This window comes from Citrobacter sp. FP75 (assembly GCF_018342065.1).
GTDB lineage: Bacteria > Pseudomonadota > Gammaproteobacteria > Enterobacterales > Enterobacteriaceae > Citrobacter.
Genome location: NZ_JAFDOE010000002.1, coordinates 342,411 through 359,923, shown reverse-complemented (window position 1 = coordinate 359,923; position 17,513 = coordinate 342,411). Strand labels below are relative to the sequence as shown.

Below are 17,513 nucleotides of genomic sequence, written 5' to 3'. Positions count from 1 at the left end.
AGCACTGCCCGGGGTTCAAAATGGCGAGTAAAATAGCCCGAAACCCCGTTATTCGCCTTTCTTTGCTGCCTGGATGTAGAGCATCTCCAGAGCCAGCGTAGCTGCCGCCAGCGCGGTGATCTCTGACTGATCGTAGGCCGGAGCCACTTCGACCACGTCCATCCCGACGATGTTCAGATCCTTCAGACCACGCACCAGTTTGATCGCACGATCCGACGTCAGACCGCCGATCACCGGCGTGCCGGTACCCGGAGCAAACGCCGGATCCAGGCAGTCGATATCAAAGGTCAGGTACACTGGCATATCGCCGACAATCTGTTTCACCTGAGCAATGATGTCATCGACGCCGCGATCGTTCACCTGGCAGGCATCCAGCACGGTAAAGCCGTTGTCTTTGTCGAACTCGGTACGAATACCGATCTGCACGGAGTGGTTCGGATCGATCAAACCTTCGTTCGGTGCGGTATAGAACATAGTGCCGTGATCGAATTCGCAGCCGTTGGCGTAGGTATCGGTATGGGCATCAAAATGCACCAGTGCCATTTTACCAAAGTGCTTAGCGTGCGCGCGCAGCAGCGGCAGCGTGACGAAGTGGTCACCACCGAAAGAGAGCATGCGCTTGCCGGCAGACAGCAGCTTTTCAGCATGCGCTTGCAGTTTTTCGCTCATTTCGCGGGCATCACCAAACGCATAAACCAGATCGCCGCAGTCCACAACGTTCAGGCGTTCACGCATGTCGAAGTTCCACGGGAAACGGTTATGCTCCCAGGCCAGGTTGGTAGACACCTGACGGATCGCAGCCGGACCATGACGACCGCCCGCACGACCGGACGTTGCCATATCAAACGGTACGCCGGTAATCACCCAGTCAGCATCGCTGTCGTATGGCTGGAAATTCATCGGCAGACGCAAAAAACCAAAGGCGTTAGAAACCAGGGAGTTGTCGTATTGATGACCTAAGGTGCTCATGTACTGACCTCTTTTAAAATCGGTGAAAAAAAATCCCCTCCGCGTCGTTAAGCCCGACGAGGAAGGGATTGATTTACGAATAACGTATTTTGCGTAATTATCGCCTTAAAACTGCGCTGCTTCAAGCAAAGCGTTTACTTCCGGCAAGGCGGCGGCGCGTAACCGTTACTGTCCGCTGGAAACGCCTGGGCAGAGCACGGCGGTAACGCCTTCACGGCTTTTCCCTGTAGCTCAAAGGCGGCAAAACCAATCACTCCGGTGTTACGCACATCGCCCTGTGCGGAATTAGCCGCGTAAGAGTCGGAGGCAGAGGAAAACTGGAATGCCGCTTCGGTATTGCTGTCTTTGCGGAACCCTTTGATTGCCAAAGAATCTCCCGCATTTACAATATAGCCATTGTGGCTCAGTGAACCCGGCTTACCGGTAAGAACATCCAGTCCATCGACCGTGGTCACAATTTCGTAATTCGTATCGCGACTGTTGTTACGCACATACAATTGATAGGTCATACCCACTTTTGCCGGGATAATATATTGCCATTTGCCAACAGAATTATTATAGCTCCGGGTAATAGGGATAGATTTGAAATTAGCATCACGAACCGCATATTCCAGCTCGCTAATACGAATACTGTAAACCTGGTCATAACCAGACTGATATTTCGTCGAGTAATTAATGACTATCATCTCTGTTGGCTCACGGTCTACGCGCTCAGCAGACACGCCCGTCACCGTAGAGTGAACATCATTACCCCAGGTCGTTCCCACTTCGGAATCCGGAGCATTGCTACGTTGCATCGGAGTCGAGCAGCCGCCGAGAAACAAAAAAACAACCGCAAATAATGCGCTAAATTTAAATCCCTTCATATCCATTCCTTTTACGGTGGCAAGTTAATCTGGCAGCAATGGTAGGGATATAAAAAAAGAAAAGAAGGGATTAATATCATATTTCAGATATTATTTACTAAAAAGGGCCGACTTATATAAATAAGCCGACCCTCAAGCGGAATAATCTTAATTACTCGTCTTCGAGATAAGTATATCCGTACAGCCCCGCTTCAAACTCTTCGAGGAACTGTTGTTGCAGCTCGGTATCCAGATCGGTGTTTTTCACCTGGTCACGGAACTGCGTCAGCAAAGTTTTCGGATCCAGCTGCACGTACTGCAGCATATCCGCCACGGTATCGCCTTCGTCGGACAGCTCAACTTCTACGCTGCCGTCAGGGAAGACGAACACGTCAACCGCTTCGGTATCGCCGAACAAGTTATGCATATTGCCGAGGATCTCCTGATACGCACCAACCATAAAGAAGCCCAGCATCGGCGGGTTCTCTGGGTCGTATTCCGGCATCGGCATGGTGGTGGCAATGCCATCCCCGTCAACGTAATGGTCAATAGCCCCGTCAGAGTCACAGGTGATATCCAACAGCACCGCACGGCGCTCAGGTACCTGGTTCAGCCCTTCCAGCGGCATCACCGGGAACAACTGATCGATCCCCCACGCATCCGGCATCGACTGGAACAGCGAGAAGTTGACGTAAATCTTATCCGCCATACGTTCCTGCAGCTCGTCAATAATCGGACGGTGCGCGCGGTTGCTCGGGTCGAGCTGTTTCTGCACTTCATGGCACATGTTCAGATAGAGCTGCTCTGCCCACGCGCGCTCCTGCAAGCTAAAGTTGCCAGAAGAGTAGCCCACGTGAATATCGTGCAGATCCATCTGGCTGTCGTGCAGCCATTCGCGCAGCGAACGGCGAGTGCCCGGCTCGTGCATCTCCTGCCAGGTTTCCCACATATTTTGCAGGGAACGCGGCGCATCGTCAGCCGGCGGCGTGGCGTCGGAAATTTCGCTACGCTCAACGCCAATAATGTTCGACACCAGCACAGTGTGGTGCGCAGTCACCGCACGACCCGATTCGGTGATCACCGTCGGATGCGGCAGGCCGTGTTCTTCACAGGCATCGCCAATCGCCCAGATAATGTTGTTGGCGTATTCGTTCAGACCGTAATTCACGGAACAGTCAGACTGCGAACGCGTCCCTTCGTAGTCCACGCCCAGTCCGCCACCCACGTCAAAGCACTGGATATTCACGCCCAGCTTGTGCAGCTCAACGTAGAAACGCGCAGATTCACGCACGCCGGTGGCGATATCGCGAATATTCGCCATCTGCGAACCAAGGTGGAAGTGCAACAGCTGAATGCTGTCCAGACGACCGCGCTCGCGCAGAATTTCTACCAGTTGCAGCACCTGGTTCGCCGCCAGGCCGAATTTAGATTTTTCGCCGCCGGAGGACTGCCATTTACCGGAACCTTGCGATGCCAGACGCGCACGCACACCCAAACGCGGGATCACATTCAGACGTTCGGCTTCATCCAGCACAATAGCGATTTCAGACATCTTCTCGATGACCAGATAGACCTTGTGGCCCATCTTCTCGCCAATCAGCGCCAGACGAATGTATTCGCGGTCTTTGTAACCGTTACAGACAATCACGCTGCGGGTCATACCTGCATGGGCCAAAACCGCCATCAGTTCAGCCTTGGAACCCGCTTCCAGCCCCAGCGGTTCACCGGAGTGGATCAGAGATTCAATCACGCGACGGTGCTGGTTGACCTTGATCGGGTAAACGAGGAAATAATCACCCTTGTAGCCGTAGGATTCACGTGCGCGCTTGAACGCGGCGTTAATCGAACGCAGACGGTGTTGCAGGATCTGCGGGAAGCAGAACAGCGCAGGCAGGCGTTGCCCCTGCGCTTCACGGGCTTTTACCAGTTCGGCAAGATCAACGCGTGCTTCCGGGACGTCAGGGTCCGGACACACGCTGATGTGACCGAGTTCGTTGACGTCGTAGTAGTTATTACCCCACCAGGCAATATTGTATGTACGCAGCATCTTGCTGGCTTCCTGGGAACTCATTGCAACCTCCTGCATGGAGCGTAGTACACCCTGTCCGCCTGCTGACGAAGGCGAACCCATAGAAATGTCGTCAGACATAGCGAACCTCAGATTTTATTAACAAGTGTAAAACAGTTGACTACTATCGCAATCCGAAGAGGCGATAACAACCCATAAACAGGCAGATTTTCCAGCAGATAGTGCTGACGCTCCGACTGTGCGACCGGTTTCTTTTTCATATCATTGTAAACACGTAACCGAACTTAATGCTGACGGTTCGGCGAAACCACGAGAAAACTCTTGTTTACCAAGAGCGCCCTTGTTCAGTTCTTAGTGACCGTTACCGGCTCTGGAGTCCTGAGAAGCGCCGAGATGGGTATAACATCGGCAGGTATGCAAGATGCAGATTGCGGGGGACATATGTACACCAGAACGGTGTGGCAGATTCAGCAGAATACAACGGTTCATTATCTCGTATCACCTCCACGGTCGCTCCATACGGAACGAACCCACAAGCCAAAGCTAAAGCTAAAGTGTTAACCCGGCTGGAAGTGGCGACACGATGAAAACGTCGTGTGCTTTTTGTCTATCCAAAATAATTCTAGTTGCGGGCAGGCGGCAACGCAGGGAGTCCCCGGAAGCTTACATTAGTAAGTGACTGGGGCGAGCGAGGAAGCCAACGCACATGCAACTTGAAGTATGACGGATATGAGCCGCGCGCCGCGTTTTATACCTACAACAATGCGAAAAAGCAAAAGATAAATGCGCACATTGCCAGCACCGTCAGGAAAAATTTCCAGTTACATTTGCAGTACAATGAGACCTTACTCAAAAAAAGCTGGAAATCAGGCGAAGAACTGTCCTAAAATAGCCATCCAGATGTTAATCCATCTATACCGATTAACACTCAGACTGCCAGTGTCCGAAATCTGCAGACTCATGGTAGAATCGTCTACACATGGCTATTCCACTCGACAGTTTGAGCTAACCAAATTCTCCTTAGGTGAAATTAAATATGGCAAAACACCTTTTTACGTCCGAGTCCGTATCAGAAGGGCATCCTGACAAAATCGCTGACCAAATCTCTGATGCCGTGCTGGACGCTATCCTCGAGCAGGATCCGAAAGCACGCGTCGCCTGCGAAACCTATGTTAAAACCGGTATGGTTTTAGTTGGCGGTGAAATCACCACCAGCGCATGGGTCGATATCGAAGAGATCACGCGTAATACGGTTCGCGAAATTGGCTATGTGCATTCCGACATGGGCTTTGACGCCAACTCTTGCGCAGTACTGAGCGCTATCGGTAAACAGTCCCCGGATATCAACCAGGGCGTTGACCGTGCCGATCCGCTGGAACAGGGCGCTGGCGACCAGGGCCTGATGTTTGGTTATGCGACCAACGAAACCGACGTGCTGATGCCTGCGCCAATCACTTACGCTCACCGTCTGGTACAGCGTCAGGCTGAAGTGCGCAAAAACGGCACCTTGTCCTGGCTGCGTCCGGATGCGAAAAGCCAGGTCACCTTCCAATATGACGATGGCAAAATTGTCGGTATTGATGCAGTCGTTCTGTCTACTCAACACTCTCAGGATATCGACCAGAAATCACTGCAAGAAGCGGTGATGGAAGAGATCATCAAGCCGGTGCTGCCGACCGAATGGCTGACCGCATCGACCAAGTTCTTCATCAACCCGACTGGCCGTTTCGTTATCGGTGGCCCAATGGGTGACTGCGGTCTGACCGGTCGTAAGATCATCGTGGATACCTACGGCGGCATGGCGCGTCACGGTGGCGGCGCATTCTCGGGTAAAGATCCGTCTAAAGTTGACCGTTCTGCTGCCTATGCAGCCCGTTATGTCGCGAAAAACATCGTTGCTGCAGGTCTGGCTGACCGTTGCGAGATTCAGGTTTCCTACGCCATTGGCGTGGCTGAACCGACCTCTATCATGGTTGAAACGTTCGGGACTGAAAAAGTGCCTTCTGAGCAACTGACCCTGCTGGTACGCGAGTTCTTCGATCTGCGTCCGTACGGTCTGATCCAGATGCTGGATCTGCTGCACCCGATCTACAAAGAAACCGCAGCCTACGGCCACTTTGGTCGTGAACATTTCCCATGGGAAAAAACCGACAAAGCGCAGCTGCTGCGTGATGCTGCCGGCCTGAAGTAATAACTGAAGACTGAACGCTTACCAAGACCAGCCTGAAGGCTGGTCTTTTTTTTGCCTGCACCTTCGCCTCTCTTCTGTTTCGCCCTGACTATCAATACAAATGAAAGCGATTACATTTAGCTATCATCTTTTATAACTGGCTTTACATCCCTTTGTTTCTGCATTTTCATTGATGTTACATTATTTTTCAGTGTTGTCTTAATTTCAGGCAATCACCTATCCTCTACTTTTATTAAAACCCTTAATTTTCAATGCATTAATACATAACCCATCTGAATGGTAGTGTAAGCGATTACACTAATGTGATATGAATCGCATTTTTTTACTCCGTACTCACCTACCCTTAACATCAACAAAATAAGTTACCCAACCGGAGGGCATCATGCCTGGTACTAAAAAACAGGGGCGTTCCAACAAAGCCATGACATTTTTTGTCTGCTTTCTGGCAGCCCTGGCAGGATTACTTTTTGGCCTGGATATCGGTGTTATTGCCGGTGCGTTACCGTTCATCACCGATGAGTTTCAAATTACCCCGCACACTCAGGAATGGGTGGTCAGCTCCATGATGTTTGGCGCTGCCGTGGGTGCTGTCGGCAGCGGTTGGCTCTCCTTCAAACTGGGGCGCAAAAAAAGCCTGATGATCGGCGCGATCCTGTTTGTCGCGGGTTCACTGTTCTCTGCCGCCGCGCCTAACGTGGAAGTGCTGCTTCTCTCCCGTATCCTGCTGGGTCTGGCCGTAGGTGTAGCTTCCTACACTGCGCCTCTGTATCTGTCTGAGATCGCGCCGGAAAAAATTCGTGGCAGCATGATCTCCATGTATCAGTTGATGATCACCATCGGGATCCTCGGCGCCTACCTGTCCGATACCGCCTTTAGCTATAGCGGTGCATGGCGCTGGATGCTGGGCGTGATCATCATTCCTGCCCTGCTGCTGCTGGTTGGCGTGTTCTTCCTGCCGGACAGCCCGCGCTGGTTCGCGGCTAAACGTCGCTTTGTGGATGCCGAACGCGTGTTGTTGCGTCTGCGCGATACCAGCGCAGAAGCTAAACGTGAGCTGGATGAAATTCGTGAAAGCCTGCAGGTAAAACAGAGTGGCTGGGCGCTGTTTAAAGAAAACAGCAACTTCCGCCGCGCGGTATTTCTTGGCGTGCTGTTACAAGTGATGCAGCAGTTTACCGGGATGAACGTCATCATGTACTACGCGCCAAAAATCTTTGAACTGGCGGGCTATACCAATACCACCGAGCAGATGTGGGGCACCGTTATCGTTGGCCTGACCAACGTGCTGGCTACCTTTATCGCCATTGGCCTGGTTGACCGTTGGGGTCGTAAACCTACGCTGATCCTCGGTTTTATCGTGATGGCTGTCGGTATGGGCGTACTGGGGACAATGATGCACATAGGCATCCACTCCCCTGCCGCCCAGTACTTTGCCGTGCTGATGCTGCTGATGTTTATCGTTGGCTTCGCAATGAGCGCCGGTCCGCTGATTTGGGTACTGTGTTCTGAAATCCAGCCGCTGAAAGGCCGCGATTTCGGTATCACCTGTTCTACCGCCACCAACTGGATAGCCAACATGATAGTCGGCGCAACCTTCCTGACGATGCTGAACTCGCTGGGCAGCGCCAACACCTTCTGGGTCTACGGCGGTCTGAACGTCCTGTTCATCTTTCTGACCTTGTGGCTGATTCCGGAAACCAAAAATGTCTCTCTGGAACACATTGAACGTAATCTGATGAAAGGTCGTAAACTGCGCGAAATTGGCGCACACGACTAATCGCCTGCGGCTTCCTCCCCTGACGGGAGGGAGCCTTCCTCTTGCAGTCCTTTTCCTGTCGCACTATCCTCTGGCGTTATGAAAACCTCCCGTCTTCCCATCGCCATCCAGCAAGCCGTTATGCGCAGCCTGCGGGAAAAACTCGCTCAGGCCAATCTCAAGCTCGAACGCAATTACCCTGAACCCAAGCTGGTGTACCAACAGCGCGGTACCGCTGCGGGTACGGCGTGGCTACAAAGTTACGAAATTCGCCTTAACCCGGTACTGCTGCTGGAGAACGTGGAGGCGTTTGTTAACGAGGTTGTGCCGCATGAACTGGCGCACTTGCTGGTATGGAAACACTTTGGTCGCGTGCCGCCGCACGGAAAAGAGTGGAAATGGATGATGGAGAGCGTGCTGGGCGTTCCGGCCCGACGCACGCATCAGTTCGAACTGCAATCCGTGCAGCGCAATACCTTTACCTACCGCTGCAAGTGCCAGGAACACCAGTTGACCGTTCGCCGTCATAACCGCATTGTGCGCGGCGAGGCAACCTATCGTTGCGTCCACTGTGGTGAACCACTGGTTGCCGAATAATACTCCTAATTATCAGGAACTTTTCTGATCTAGCTGATTGCATACAGGAACAACTTTCGCTACGTTGCGGGCTCGTTTTGACACGGAGTTCGTGATGTACCGTAATCTTTCTTTTGCAGCGGCCATATTAGCCGCTGCATTTTCAGGCGCAGTGTTCGCCGAAGGCATCAACAGTTTTTCTCAGGCAAAAGCCGCAGGCGTAAAAGTAAACGCCGATGCGCCCGGCGATTTCTACTGCGGCTGTAAAATTAACTGGCAAGGCAAAAAAGGGGTCGTTGACCTCGAATCCTGCGGCTATAAAGTGCGAAAAAACGAGAACCGCGCCAGCCGTATTGAATGGGAACACGTTGTTCCCGCCTGGCAATTTGGTCATCAACGCCAGTGCTGGCAGGACGGAGGGCGCAAAAACTGCGCCAAAGATCCCGTCTATCGCAAGATGGAAAGTGATATGCATAACCTGCAACCCGCGGTGGGTGAAGTGAATGGCGATCGCGCTAACTTTATGTACAGCCAGTGGAACGGCGGCGAAGGCCAGTACGGGCAATGCGGTATGAAAGTCGATTTCAAAGAAAAAGTTGCTGAGCCACCAGCCCGCGCCCGCGGCGCCATCGCACGCACCTATTTTTACATGCGCGACCAGTACAACCTGACGCTTTCCCGTCAGCAAACCCAGCTTTTTAATGCCTGGAATAAACAGTATCCGGTGACCGACTGGGAGTGCGAACGCGACGAACGCATTGCAAAGGTGCAGGGGAACCATAACCCATACGTGCAACGCGCTTGCCAGGCGCAAAAGAGCTAACCTACACTAGCGTCAATATTTTTAACCCATGCCCTGGCGTTTTGCCGCCCAGGGCGATGACGCGGATGGTTAACTATGCGCATTCCTCGCATTTATCACCCTGAACCACTCTCCTCCGGCAGCCAAATTTCACTGTGTGAAGATGCCGCCAACCATATCGGTCGCGTGCTGCGCATGGGGCCAGGCCAGGCGCTACAGCTGTTTGACGGCAGCAACCAGGTATTTGACGCCGAAATCACCCACGCCAGTAAAAAGAGCGTGGATGTGAAGGTAATCAGCGCTGAACTTGACGACCGTGAATCGCCGTTGCACATCCACCTGGGTCAGGTGATGTCGCGCGGTGAAAAAATGGAATTTACTATCCAGAAATCGATCGAACTGGGTGTAAGCCTCATTACGCCACTTTTTTCTGAGCGTTGCGGCGTTAAACTGGACAGTGAACGCCTGAACAAGAAGCTCCAGCAGTGGCAGAAGATTGCTATTGCCGCCTGCGAACAGTGCGGTCGCAACCGGGTGCCAGAGATTCGCCCGGCAATGGATCTGGAAACGTGGTGTGCCGAACAGGACGAGGGATTAAAACTGAACCTGCATCCGCGTGCCAGTGCCAGTATTAACACGCTGCCGCTACCGGTGGAGCGCATCCGACTGCTGATTGGCCCGGAAGGCGGGCTGTCGGCAGATGAAATTGCCATGACCGCACGGTATCAGTTTACTGATATTCTGTTAGGACCTCGCGTTCTGCGTACTGAGACAACTGCGCTCACCGCCATTACTGCGCTACAGGTGCGTTTTGGCGATCTGGGCTAAAGGAGAACTAGAATGATCAAGCTCGGCATCGTGATGGACCCCATCGCTAGCATCAACATCAAGAAAGATTCCAGCTTCGCTATGCTACTGGAAGCACAACGTCGTGGTTACGAACTTCATTACATGGAGATGGCCGATCTTTATCTGATCAATGGTGAAGCCCGCGCCCGCACGCGTACCCTGAGCGTAGAGCAGAACTACGACAAATGGTATGAGTTCAACAGCGAGCAGGATCTGCCGCTGGCTGACCTGGACGTCATTCTAATGCGTAAAGATCCTCCGTTTGATACCGAGTTTATCTACGCCACCTATATTCTGGAGCGTGCAGAAGAACAAGGGACGCTGATCGTCAACAAACCGCAGAGCCTGCGTGATTGCAACGAAAAGCTGTTCACCGCCTGGTTCGCTGACCTGACGCCAGAAACGCTGGTCACGCGTAACAAAGCGCAGTTGAAAGCCTTCTGGCAAAAACACAGCGACATCATTCTTAAGCCGTTGGACGGCATGGGCGGGGCCTCTATCTTCCGCGTGAAGGAAGGCGATCCTAACCTCGGCGTCATTGCCGAAACGCTGACCGAGCACGGTACCCGCTACTGCATGGCGCAGAACTATCTGCCCGCGATTAAAGATGGCGATAAACGTGTACTGGTGGTCGACGGCGAACCCGTTCCGTACTGCCTGGCGCGCATTCCGCAGGGCGGCGAAACCCGTGGCAATCTGGCCGCCGGTGGTCGTGGCGAACCGCGTCCGTTAACCGACAGCGATTGGGAAATTGCCCGTCGCATTGGACCAACGCTTAAAGCCAAAGGTTTGATTTTTGTCGGTCTGGACATCATTGGCGATCGCCTGACGGAGATAAACGTCACCAGCCCAACCTGTATTCGCGAAATTGAAGCTGAGTTCCCGGTGTCTATTACCGGTATGCTGATGGATGCCATTGAAGCGCGTTTGCAAAAATAAAAAAGCTCGTCGGTAGAAGGGACCCTACCAACACTAGTAGTGACAGCGCCTCTGTTTGTACGCATACTGGGCGCTGTTGCTTTTTTGAACCAGGAAACAGAACCTCTGACAATGAATTTACAGCATCACTTTCTTATTGCCATGCCTGCTCTCCAGGATCCAATTTTCCGCCGTTCCGTGGTGTACATCTGTGAACACAATGAGAACGGAGCAATGGGGATTATCGTCAATAAGCCCCTGGAAAACTTACAGATTGAAGGGATTCTGGAAAAGCTGAAGATCACCCCTGAGGCGCGAGATCCGGCGATCCGTCTGGATAAACCCGTGATGCTCGGCGGCCCGCTGGCGGAAGACCGTGGGTTTATTCTGCATACTCCGCCTTCACGCTTTGCATCCAGTATTCGCATTTCGGACAACACCATTATCACGACCTCCCGCGATGTGCTGGAAACCTTAGGTACTCAGGAACAACCTTCTGAAGTATTGGTCACCTTGGGTTATTCATCATGGGAAAAAGGCCAACTGGAGCAAGAGTTGCTGGATAACGCCTGGCTCACCGCTCCCGCCGATCTCAACATTCTGTTTAAAACGCCGATTGCAGATCGCTGGCGCGACGCGGCCAAACTTATCGGGATTGATATCCTGACCATGCCTGGCGTGGCGGGACACGCATAATGAGTAAAACATTACTCTCTTTTGATTTCGGTACCAAAAGTATTGGCGTGGCAATTGGTCAGCGTATCACCGGCACTGCCAGACCGTTGCCCGCCATCAAAGCGCAGGACGGTACGCCGGACTGGAACGTGATTGAACGCCTGCTGAAAGAGTGGCAGCCGGATGAAATCATTGTCGGCCTGCCGCTCAATATGGATGGCACCGAACAACCGCTTACCGCACGCGCACGCAAGTTCGCCAACCGCATTCACGGCCGTTTTGGCGTAACCGTCACGCTGCACGATGAACGTCTGAGCACCGTCGAAGCACGTTCCGGCCTGTTTGAGCAAGGTGGATACCGCGCGCTAAATAAAGGTAAAGTAGACTCCGCGTCTGCCGTCATTATTCTCGAAAGCTATTTCGAACAGGGCTACTAAGGCTCATATTTACAGCCTGCCCTGCGCCTGACGCTGCTGCTGGCTCTGTGCAAACGTCTGCATACCCGCCTGTTGCCCGGTTTGTATCACACCGGGCAACTGATGAGTTTTCCCTTCACGGATCAGATTGCCGACGGCAGGCGTGTTGACGAGCATTTCGAATAACGCCACGCGCCCGCCGTGCTTATCTTCCTCCAACTTTTGCGCGAGCACCGCCCGCAAACTCCCCGCCAGTTGATTACGCACCGGATCTTTTTCCTGCGCGGGAAACGTATCCACCAGCCGCTCCACCGCCTGCGCCGCGCCGCGCGTATGCAACGTTGCCAGCACCAGATGCCCGGTTTCCGCTGCGGTGAGCGCCAGACGAATCGTCTCACCGTCGCGCAGTTCCCCCAGTAAGATCACATCCGGATCTTCACGTAATGCGGCCCGAAGACCGGCAGCAAAAGAAGTGCAGTGCACACCAATTTCACGCTGTTGGATCAGACAACGCTGGCTGGTATGGCGGTATTCAATCGGGTCTTCCAGCGTCAGAATATGACCTTCAACGTGTTGATTGAGATAATCCACCATCGCCGCCAACGTCGTCGACTTACCGCTGCCGGTCGCCCCCGTCACCAGAATCAATCCATTTTCACTGTGCAGCAGTTCAGGTAAAACAGCGGGCGTCTGGAGCTCATCTAACCGTGGACAGGCAACTGGCAGCAGTCTCAGCGCCAGCGAAGTTCCCTGCTGATGGGCAAACGCGCTGACCCGTAAACGCCGGGAATCCGCCAACGCGATGGCAAAATCAACCTGGCTATTTTCCCGCCACTGTACCTGTTGTTGCTCACTGAGCCAGGTTAATAGCAGCGCGTCTACGTCAGGCACGGTAAACGGTGCGATTTCTACCCTCCCACATATGCGCCAACGCGCAGGCCATGCATTGCACAGGTGTAGATCCGACACGTTATGCTTTACACTAAGGGCCACTATTTCTTCCATATTCATATGAACATCCTCGGAAAATGAACGATATCGCGCATAACCTGGCACATGTCCGGGACAAAATCTCAGCCGCCGCGACGCGTTGCGGGCGGTCTTCAGAAGAAGTTACATTGCTTGCAGTGAGCAAAACCAAACCTGCGAGCGCCATCGAAGAAGCCATTGCCGCCGGGCAGCATGCTTTTGGCGAAAACTATGTTCAGGAAGGCGTGGACAAAATCCGCTACTTTCAGGAAAAAGGCGTCAATAATCTGCAGTGGCACTTTATCGGTCCATTGCAGTCCAACAAAAGCCGTCTGGTCGCTGAACATTTTGACTGGTGCCATACGATAGACCGTCTGCGTATAGCTGCCCGTTTAAGTGAACAGCGCCCGACTGAGTTGCCGCCGCTGAATGTGCTGATTCAGATAAATATCAGCGATGAGAACAGCAAATCAGGTATTCCGCTGGCGGAGCTTGATGCACTGGCCGCAGAGGTCGCCGCACTACCGCGCATTACCCTGCGTGGTCTGATGGCAATCCCGGCGCCTGAGTCAGATTATGTAAGGCAGTTTGAAGTTGCACAGCAAATGGCTGTAGCATTTGCCGGGTTGAAAACACGCTACCCGACTATCGATACGCTCTCACTGGGCATGTCTGATGATATGGATGCCGCCATCGCGGCGGGTAGCACGATGGTGCGCATCGGCACTGCTATTTTTGGTGCTCGTGATTACACAAAAAATTAAGGAAAACTAAGGAACACCATGAATACGTTGACCTTCCTGCTCTCAACGGTAATTGAGCTGTATACCATGGCGCTGCTACTGCGCGTGTGGATGCAATGGTCTCGCTGCGATTTCTACAACCCGTTCTCGCAGTTTATTGTGAAAATCACTCAGCCCATTATTGGGCCGTTACGCCGCATTATTCCCCCGATGGGGCCGATTGACAGCGCATCAGCATTAGTCGCGCTCGTTCTGAGCTTTATCAAGGCCATTGTGCTGTTCAAAGTGGTCACGTTCCAGCCCATTATCTGGATCGCCGCCGTACTGATTGTCCTGAAGACTATCGGGCTGCTGATTTTCTGGGTACTGCTGGTGATGGCGATTATGAGCTGGGTCAGCCAGGGTCGTAGCCCTGTGGAATACGTGCTGATTCAACTGGCGGACCCGCTGCTGCGTCCTATTCGTCGTATCCTTCCGGGAATGGGTGGGATTGATTTCTCTCCAATGATCCTGGTTCTGCTGCTCTATGTCATCAACATGGGCATCGCGGAAGTGTTACAGGCAACGGGCAACATGCTGCTGCCGGGGCTGTGGATGGCGCTATGAGTGCCGTAACACCCTGCGATGACGGTCTGGTTTTACGGCTCTACATTCAGCCTAAAGCCAGCCGTGACAGTATTGTGGGCTTACATGGCGACGAAGTAAAAGTCGCCATTACCGCCCCGCCGGTCGATGGGCAAGCCAACAGCCATCTGGTGAAGTTTCTCGGCAAACAGTTCCGCGTGGCGAAAAGCCAGGTCGTCATTGAGAAGGGCGAGCTTGGCCGCCATAAACAGGTTAAAATTATTCATCCGCAACAGATCCCGCCAGAAATTGCGGCGCTAACTGATTAGGTATCCCATGCAAAAAGTTGTCCTCGCAACCGGCAATGCCGGTAAAGTGCGTGAACTCGCCTCCCTCCTGAGCGATTTCGGGCTTGATGTCGTTGCCCAAACGGATCTGGGCGTTGATTCCGCAGAAGAAACCGGCCTGACGTTTATTGAAAACGCCATTCTGAAGGCCCGTCATGCCGCGCAAATCACCGGCCTGCCGGCTATTGCCGATGATTCCGGTCTGGCGGTTAACGCCCTCGGTGGCGCACCGGGCATTTATTCCGCCCGCTATTCGGGTGAAGATGCTACCGATCAGCAAAACCTGGAAAAGCTGCTGCACACCCTGCAGGATACCCCAGACGAGAAACGTCAGGCGCAGTTCCACTGTGTGCTGGTCTATATGCGCCACGCAGATGACCCAACGCCTGTTGTTTGTCACGGAAGCTGGCCGGGCATCATTACCCGTGAGCCTGCTGGAAACGGTGGTTTTGGCTACGACCCGATCTTCTTTGTGCCGTCTGAGGGTAAAACCGCAGCCGAGCTGACTCGCGAAGAGAAGAGTGCGATTTCTCACCGTGGGCAGGCGCTGAAGCTGCTGCTGGATGCGCTGCGTAATGGTTAAGCTGCCACCGCTGAGTCTTTATATTCACATCCCGTGGTGCGTGCAGAAATGCCCCTACTGCGATTTCAACTCGCATGCGTTAAAGGGCGAAGTTCCCCATGATGATTACGTTGGGCATCTGCTGAGCGATCTGGATGCCGACGTCGCCTACGCGCAGGGCCGCGAGATAAAGACGATTTTTATTGGTGGCGGTACGCCGAGCCTGCTCTCTGGCCCGGCAATGCAAACTCTGCTGGATGGCGTGCGGGCACGTCTGAATCTGGCGGCGGATGCTGAAATCACGATGGAAGCCAATCCTGGAACGGTAGAAGCCGATCGCTTTGTTGATTATCAACGCGCTGGCGTAAGCCGCATCTCCATTGGCGTGCAGAGTTTTAGCGCCACTAAGCTTGAGCGCCTGGGACGTATTCACGGACCGGAAGAAGCCAAACGCGCGGCGCATCTGGCGAGCGGTCTGGGGCTGCGCAGCTTCAACCTCGATCTGATGCACGGTTTGCCGGATCAAACGCTGGAAGAGGCGCTGGGCGATTTGCAACAAGCTATCGCGCTTAACCCGCCACATCTTTCCTGGTACCAGTTGACCATCGAACCCAACACCCTGTTTGGCTCCCGACCACCGGTGTTACCGGACGATGATGCGCTGTGGGATATTTTTGAGCAAGGCCATCGGTTGCTGACCGCCGCCGGGTATCAGCAGTACGAAACCTCAGCCTACGCTAAGCCGGGCTATCAGTGTCAACACAACCTGAATTACTGGCGTTTTGGCGACTATCTTGGCATTGGCTGCGGTGCGCACGGCAAGGTCACCTTCCCGGACGGACGCATCCTGCGCACCACCAAAACGCGGCATCCGCGCGGTTACATGCAGGGGCGCTATCTGGAAAATCAGCGTGATGTTGCACAGGCTGATAAACCGTTCGAGTTCTTTATGAACCGTTTCCGCCTGCTGGAAGCCGCACCACGTGCTGAGTTCAAGCAATATACCGGGCTTACCGAAGACGTTATTCGTCGACAGATTGATGAGGCTATCGCCCAGGGCTACCTGAGTGAATGCGATGAATACTGGCAAATTACCCAACACGGTAAGCTGTTTTTGAATTCACTGCTGGAGCTGTTTCTGGCGGAGTGATGATATCAACGCGCCCATTGGCGCGTTGATATTGAGTCCAGTGGCGCTACCTGGCCAGGGATCTATTTAATAACACCTTTACGTCGTAAATCAGTAATCTCTCTATCCCAGCGCTCATACTCGCTTTTTAATTGACTGATTTGCGTATCCAGCTCCATTCCCTGACCACGCAGTTCACTTTGCTGATCACGAAGCGGTTTCAGCTTTTCATCGTGCGCGGCCATCTCTTCTTTGATTTTTGCATTCATGAGCGCATGCTGACGGTAATACTCTCGCTTCTGTTCATTAAGCGCAGTATCACGTGCAGCGCGTAACGGCGCAGCATCACAATCTGCTTTAGCCTGACAGGCAGCAAGCGCGGGATCATAGATGGTTTTATAGTAATGATTTTCGAATTTCAGCGGATCGTTTTGCCTGTCAACCTCATACATTTTCTCCAGCTTTTCTTGCATGACATCGCTGCGGGTACGCGGCTTGCCATTCGCATCGGTCCCCCATGATTGCTTTATTTGCGTATCCAATTCTGCAATCTCTTTTTCCACTTGCTCCATCTGGCTCTGAGCTTTTTCCTGAGCCATTTTTTTATCGTGATAGCTGGCCTCTATCTTCGCCAGCTTCGGGTAAAAATTGCTGTCGGTAACGATAAGATATTTATCTTTATTTTCCGTTTTTGGCAGCGGATAACCGATATTTTTTGCCGCCGTTTGCATGGAATAAAACTCCGTCCGCCATCCTGACGCGGGCGTACCCACAGATGTCACCATGGCTGAAAATTTAACCTGACGGCCTTTAACCCAGTTTTTTTCCATAAAGTGATAATCACCCGCCATCCCTACCATATTATAGAGATCTTCAGTCGCGGACATATCGCCTTCTGCCGACCAGGTTGCCTGGTTACCCTCTGAGCTAATCAACTTTAACGAAATATCATCCAGGCGCATCAGGCCCGTAAAGTCATCATAAAACTGATCTTTGAGAATTTTGTCTGTCGGCGGGGTAACATCATCAGCAAAGCAGGAGGTTGAAACCAGTGTCAGCAATGCAATTCCGGCAATCCATTGTTGTTTCATTCGTGGGTCTCCACCCAAAATAATCACAATGGTTATTATAACAAAGAGTGCTATTGCACGGAAATGACTGATGTTAGTACAG

The 17,513-nt window shown here is 52.9% G+C and carries 20 protein-coding genes; 13 read left to right on the top strand and 7 right to left on the bottom strand.

Annotation, left to right across the window (positions count from 1 at the left end):
- Positions 1 to 48: 48 nt before the first annotated feature.
- From speB to JQ822_RS24520, 5 genes are all read right to left on the bottom strand, one after another.
- Positions 49 to 969: an agmatinase gene (gene speB / locus JQ822_RS09395; protein WP_198905842.1), complete on the bottom strand. Its 921-nt coding sequence runs from the start codon at positions 967 to 969 to the stop codon at positions 49 to 51.
- Positions 970 to 1,103: 134 nt separating this feature from the next.
- Positions 1,104 to 1,835: a hypothetical protein gene (locus JQ822_RS09390; RefSeq protein WP_213133245.1), complete on the bottom strand. Its 732-nt coding sequence runs from the start codon at positions 1,833 to 1,835 to the stop codon at positions 1,104 to 1,106.
- Positions 1,836 to 1,986: 151 nt separating this feature from the next.
- Positions 1,987 to 3,963 carry a biosynthetic arginine decarboxylase gene (speA, locus tag JQ822_RS09385; protein WP_213133244.1) on the bottom strand — a complete coding sequence of 659 codons (1,977 nt, stop codon included), beginning with the start codon at positions 3,961 to 3,963 and terminating at the stop codon, positions 1,987 to 1,989.
- An 8-nt stretch (positions 3,964 to 3,971) separates the two neighbouring features.
- A complete protein-coding gene (gene yqgB, locus JQ822_RS09380; RefSeq protein ID WP_137382624.1) occupies positions 3,972 to 4,103 on the bottom strand; it encodes an acid stress response protein YqgB in 132 nt (43 codons plus the stop codon).
- A 91-nt stretch (positions 4,104 to 4,194) separates the two neighbouring features.
- Positions 4,195 to 4,332 carry a hypothetical protein gene (locus JQ822_RS24520; protein ID WP_274608444.1) on the bottom strand — a complete coding sequence of 46 codons (138 nt, stop codon included), beginning with the start codon at positions 4,330 to 4,332 and terminating at the stop codon, positions 4,195 to 4,197.
- Positions 4,333 to 4,879: 547 nt separating this feature from the next.
- Here JQ822_RS24520 and metK point away from each other — a divergent pair.
- From metK to ruvX, 8 genes are all read left to right on the top strand, one after another.
- Positions 4,880 to 6,034: a methionine adenosyltransferase gene (gene metK / locus JQ822_RS09370; RefSeq protein WP_135324376.1), complete on the top strand. Its 1,155-nt coding sequence runs from the start codon at positions 4,880 to 4,882 to the stop codon at positions 6,032 to 6,034.
- A gap of 382 nt (positions 6,035 to 6,416) precedes the next feature.
- The gene (gene galP / locus JQ822_RS09365; RefSeq protein WP_213133242.1) at positions 6,417 to 7,811 is read left to right on the top strand and encodes a galactose/proton symporter; all 1,395 of its coding nucleotides are present in this window, start codon (positions 6,417 to 6,419) and stop codon (positions 7,809 to 7,811) included.
- 78 nt (positions 7,812 to 7,889) lie between these two features.
- Positions 7,890 to 8,387, top strand: coding sequence for a SprT family zinc-dependent metalloprotease (locus JQ822_RS09360; protein ID WP_213133241.1), 498 nt, complete (start codon positions 7,890 to 7,892; stop codon positions 8,385 to 8,387).
- Between the two features lie 94 nt (positions 8,388 to 8,481).
- Positions 8,482 to 9,189, top strand: a complete 708-nt coding sequence (endA, locus tag JQ822_RS09355; protein ID WP_213133240.1) for a deoxyribonuclease I — start codon at positions 8,482 to 8,484, stop codon at positions 9,187 to 9,189.
- Between the two features lie 75 nt (positions 9,190 to 9,264).
- A complete protein-coding gene (gene rsmE, locus JQ822_RS09350) occupies positions 9,265 to 9,996 on the top strand; it encodes a 16S rRNA (uracil(1498)-N(3))-methyltransferase (RefSeq protein WP_213133239.1) in 732 nt (243 codons plus the stop codon).
- A 12-nt stretch (positions 9,997 to 10,008) separates the two neighbouring features.
- Positions 10,009 to 10,956: a glutathione synthase gene (gene gshB / locus JQ822_RS09345; protein ID WP_213133238.1), complete on the top strand. Its 948-nt coding sequence runs from the start codon at positions 10,009 to 10,011 to the stop codon at positions 10,954 to 10,956.
- Positions 10,957 to 11,067: 111 nt separating this feature from the next.
- Positions 11,068 to 11,631, top strand: a complete 564-nt coding sequence (locus tag JQ822_RS09340) for a YqgE/AlgH family protein (protein ID WP_213133237.1) — start codon at positions 11,068 to 11,070, stop codon at positions 11,629 to 11,631.
- Positions 11,631 to 12,047, top strand: a complete 417-nt coding sequence (ruvX, locus tag JQ822_RS09335) for a Holliday junction resolvase RuvX (RefSeq protein WP_213133236.1) — start codon at positions 11,631 to 11,633, stop codon at positions 12,045 to 12,047. Before JQ822_RS09340 ends, ruvX begins: the two co-directional genes overlap by 1 nt.
- 9 nt (positions 12,048 to 12,056) lie before the next feature.
- Here the strand turns inward: ruvX and JQ822_RS09330 are convergent, their stop codons facing one another.
- Positions 12,057 to 13,037 (bottom strand): type IV pilus twitching motility protein PilT, encoded by a 981-nt coding sequence (locus JQ822_RS09330; RefSeq protein ID WP_213133235.1) that lies wholly within the window; start codon positions 13,035 to 13,037, stop codon positions 12,057 to 12,059.
- A 17-nt stretch (positions 13,038 to 13,054) separates the two neighbouring features.
- Here JQ822_RS09330 and JQ822_RS09325 point away from each other — a divergent pair, with 17 nt between their 5' ends.
- Genes JQ822_RS09325 through hemW form a run of 5 tightly spaced genes read left to right on the top strand, consistent with a single transcriptional unit; the run spans position 13,055 to position 16,361 of the window.
- Complete coding sequence (locus JQ822_RS09325) at positions 13,055 to 13,759, top strand: YggS family pyridoxal phosphate-dependent enzyme (RefSeq protein WP_213133234.1); 705 nt, start codon at positions 13,055 to 13,057, stop codon at positions 13,757 to 13,759.
- Between the two features lie 18 nt (positions 13,760 to 13,777).
- A complete protein-coding gene (locus JQ822_RS09320; protein ID WP_003825417.1) occupies positions 13,778 to 14,344 on the top strand; it encodes a YggT family protein in 567 nt (188 codons plus the stop codon).
- The gene (yggU, locus tag JQ822_RS09315; protein WP_003027101.1) at positions 14,341 to 14,631 is read left to right on the top strand and encodes a DUF167 family protein YggU; all 291 of its coding nucleotides are present in this window, start codon (positions 14,341 to 14,343) and stop codon (positions 14,629 to 14,631) included. The genes JQ822_RS09320 and yggU overlap by 4 nt, the downstream gene beginning before the upstream one ends.
- 7 nt (positions 14,632 to 14,638) lie before the next feature.
- Positions 14,639 to 15,232: an XTP/dITP diphosphatase gene (locus JQ822_RS09310; RefSeq protein WP_213133233.1), complete on the top strand. Its 594-nt coding sequence runs from the start codon at positions 14,639 to 14,641 to the stop codon at positions 15,230 to 15,232.
- The gene (hemW, locus tag JQ822_RS09305; protein WP_213133232.1) at positions 15,225 to 16,361 is read left to right on the top strand and encodes a radical SAM family heme chaperone HemW; all 1,137 of its coding nucleotides are present in this window, start codon (positions 15,225 to 15,227) and stop codon (positions 16,359 to 16,361) included. Before JQ822_RS09310 ends, hemW begins: the two co-directional genes overlap by 8 nt.
- A gap of 62 nt (positions 16,362 to 16,423) precedes the next feature.
- On the opposite strand, the gene JQ822_RS09300 is transcribed toward hemW, so the two are convergent.
- Positions 16,424 to 17,431: a DUF1202 family protein gene (locus tag JQ822_RS09300; protein WP_213133231.1), complete on the bottom strand. Its 1,008-nt coding sequence runs from the start codon at positions 17,429 to 17,431 to the stop codon at positions 16,424 to 16,426.
- Positions 17,432 to 17,513 lie beyond the last annotated feature (82 nt).

What these genes read in the sequence shown, in the direction of transcription:
- JQ822_RS09340 (WP_213133237.1), top strand. Translation starts at nt 11,068, where the DNA reads ATGAATTTACAGCATCACTTTCTTATTGCCATGCCTGCTCTCCAGGAT.
- hemW (WP_213133232.1), top strand. Translation starts at nt 15,225, where the DNA reads ATGGTTAAGCTGCCACCGCTGAGTCTTTATATTCACATCCCGTGGTGC.
- speB (WP_198905842.1), bottom strand. Translation starts at nt 969, where the DNA reads ATGAGCACCTTAGGTCATCAATACGACAACTCCCTGGTTTCTAACGCC.
- JQ822_RS09360 (WP_213133241.1), top strand. Translation starts at nt 7,890, where the DNA reads ATGAAAACCTCCCGTCTTCCCATCGCCATCCAGCAAGCCGTTATGCGC.
- ruvX (WP_213133236.1), top strand. Translation starts at nt 11,631, where the DNA reads ATGAGTAAAACATTACTCTCTTTTGATTTCGGTACCAAAAGTATTGGC.
- JQ822_RS09310 (WP_213133233.1), top strand. Translation starts at nt 14,639, where the DNA reads ATGCAAAAAGTTGTCCTCGCAACCGGCAATGCCGGTAAAGTGCGTGAA.
- gshB (WP_213133238.1), top strand. Translation starts at nt 10,009, where the DNA reads ATGATCAAGCTCGGCATCGTGATGGACCCCATCGCTAGCATCAACATC.
- JQ822_RS09325 (WP_213133234.1), top strand. Translation starts at nt 13,055, where the DNA reads ATGAACGATATCGCGCATAACCTGGCACATGTCCGGGACAAAATCTCA.
- JQ822_RS09300 (WP_213133231.1), bottom strand. Translation starts at nt 17,431, where the DNA reads ATGAAACAACAATGGATTGCCGGAATTGCATTGCTGACACTGGTTTCA.
- JQ822_RS09330 (WP_213133235.1), bottom strand. Translation starts at nt 13,037, where the DNA reads ATGAATATGGAAGAAATAGTGGCCCTTAGTGTAAAGCATAACGTGTCG.
- galP (WP_213133242.1), top strand. Translation starts at nt 6,417, where the DNA reads ATGCCTGGTACTAAAAAACAGGGGCGTTCCAACAAAGCCATGACATTT.
- JQ822_RS09320 (WP_003825417.1), top strand. Translation starts at nt 13,778, where the DNA reads ATGAATACGTTGACCTTCCTGCTCTCAACGGTAATTGAGCTGTATACC.
- JQ822_RS09390 (WP_213133245.1), bottom strand. Translation starts at nt 1,835, where the DNA reads ATGAAGGGATTTAAATTTAGCGCATTATTTGCGGTTGTTTTTTTGTTT.
- metK (WP_135324376.1), top strand. Translation starts at nt 4,880, where the DNA reads ATGGCAAAACACCTTTTTACGTCCGAGTCCGTATCAGAAGGGCATCCT.
- yggU (WP_003027101.1), top strand. Translation starts at nt 14,341, where the DNA reads ATGAGTGCCGTAACACCCTGCGATGACGGTCTGGTTTTACGGCTCTAC.
- rsmE (WP_213133239.1), top strand. Translation starts at nt 9,265, where the DNA reads ATGCGCATTCCTCGCATTTATCACCCTGAACCACTCTCCTCCGGCAGC.
- speA (WP_213133244.1), bottom strand. Translation starts at nt 3,963, where the DNA reads ATGTCTGACGACATTTCTATGGGTTCGCCTTCGTCAGCAGGCGGACAG.
- endA (WP_213133240.1), top strand. Translation starts at nt 8,482, where the DNA reads ATGTACCGTAATCTTTCTTTTGCAGCGGCCATATTAGCCGCTGCATTT.
- yqgB (WP_137382624.1), bottom strand. Translation starts at nt 4,103, where the DNA reads ATGAAAAAGAAACCGGTCGCACAGTCGGAGCGTCAGCACTATCTGCTG.
- JQ822_RS24520 (WP_274608444.1), bottom strand. Translation starts at nt 4,332, where the DNA reads ATGAACCGTTGTATTCTGCTGAATCTGCCACACCGTTCTGGTGTACAT.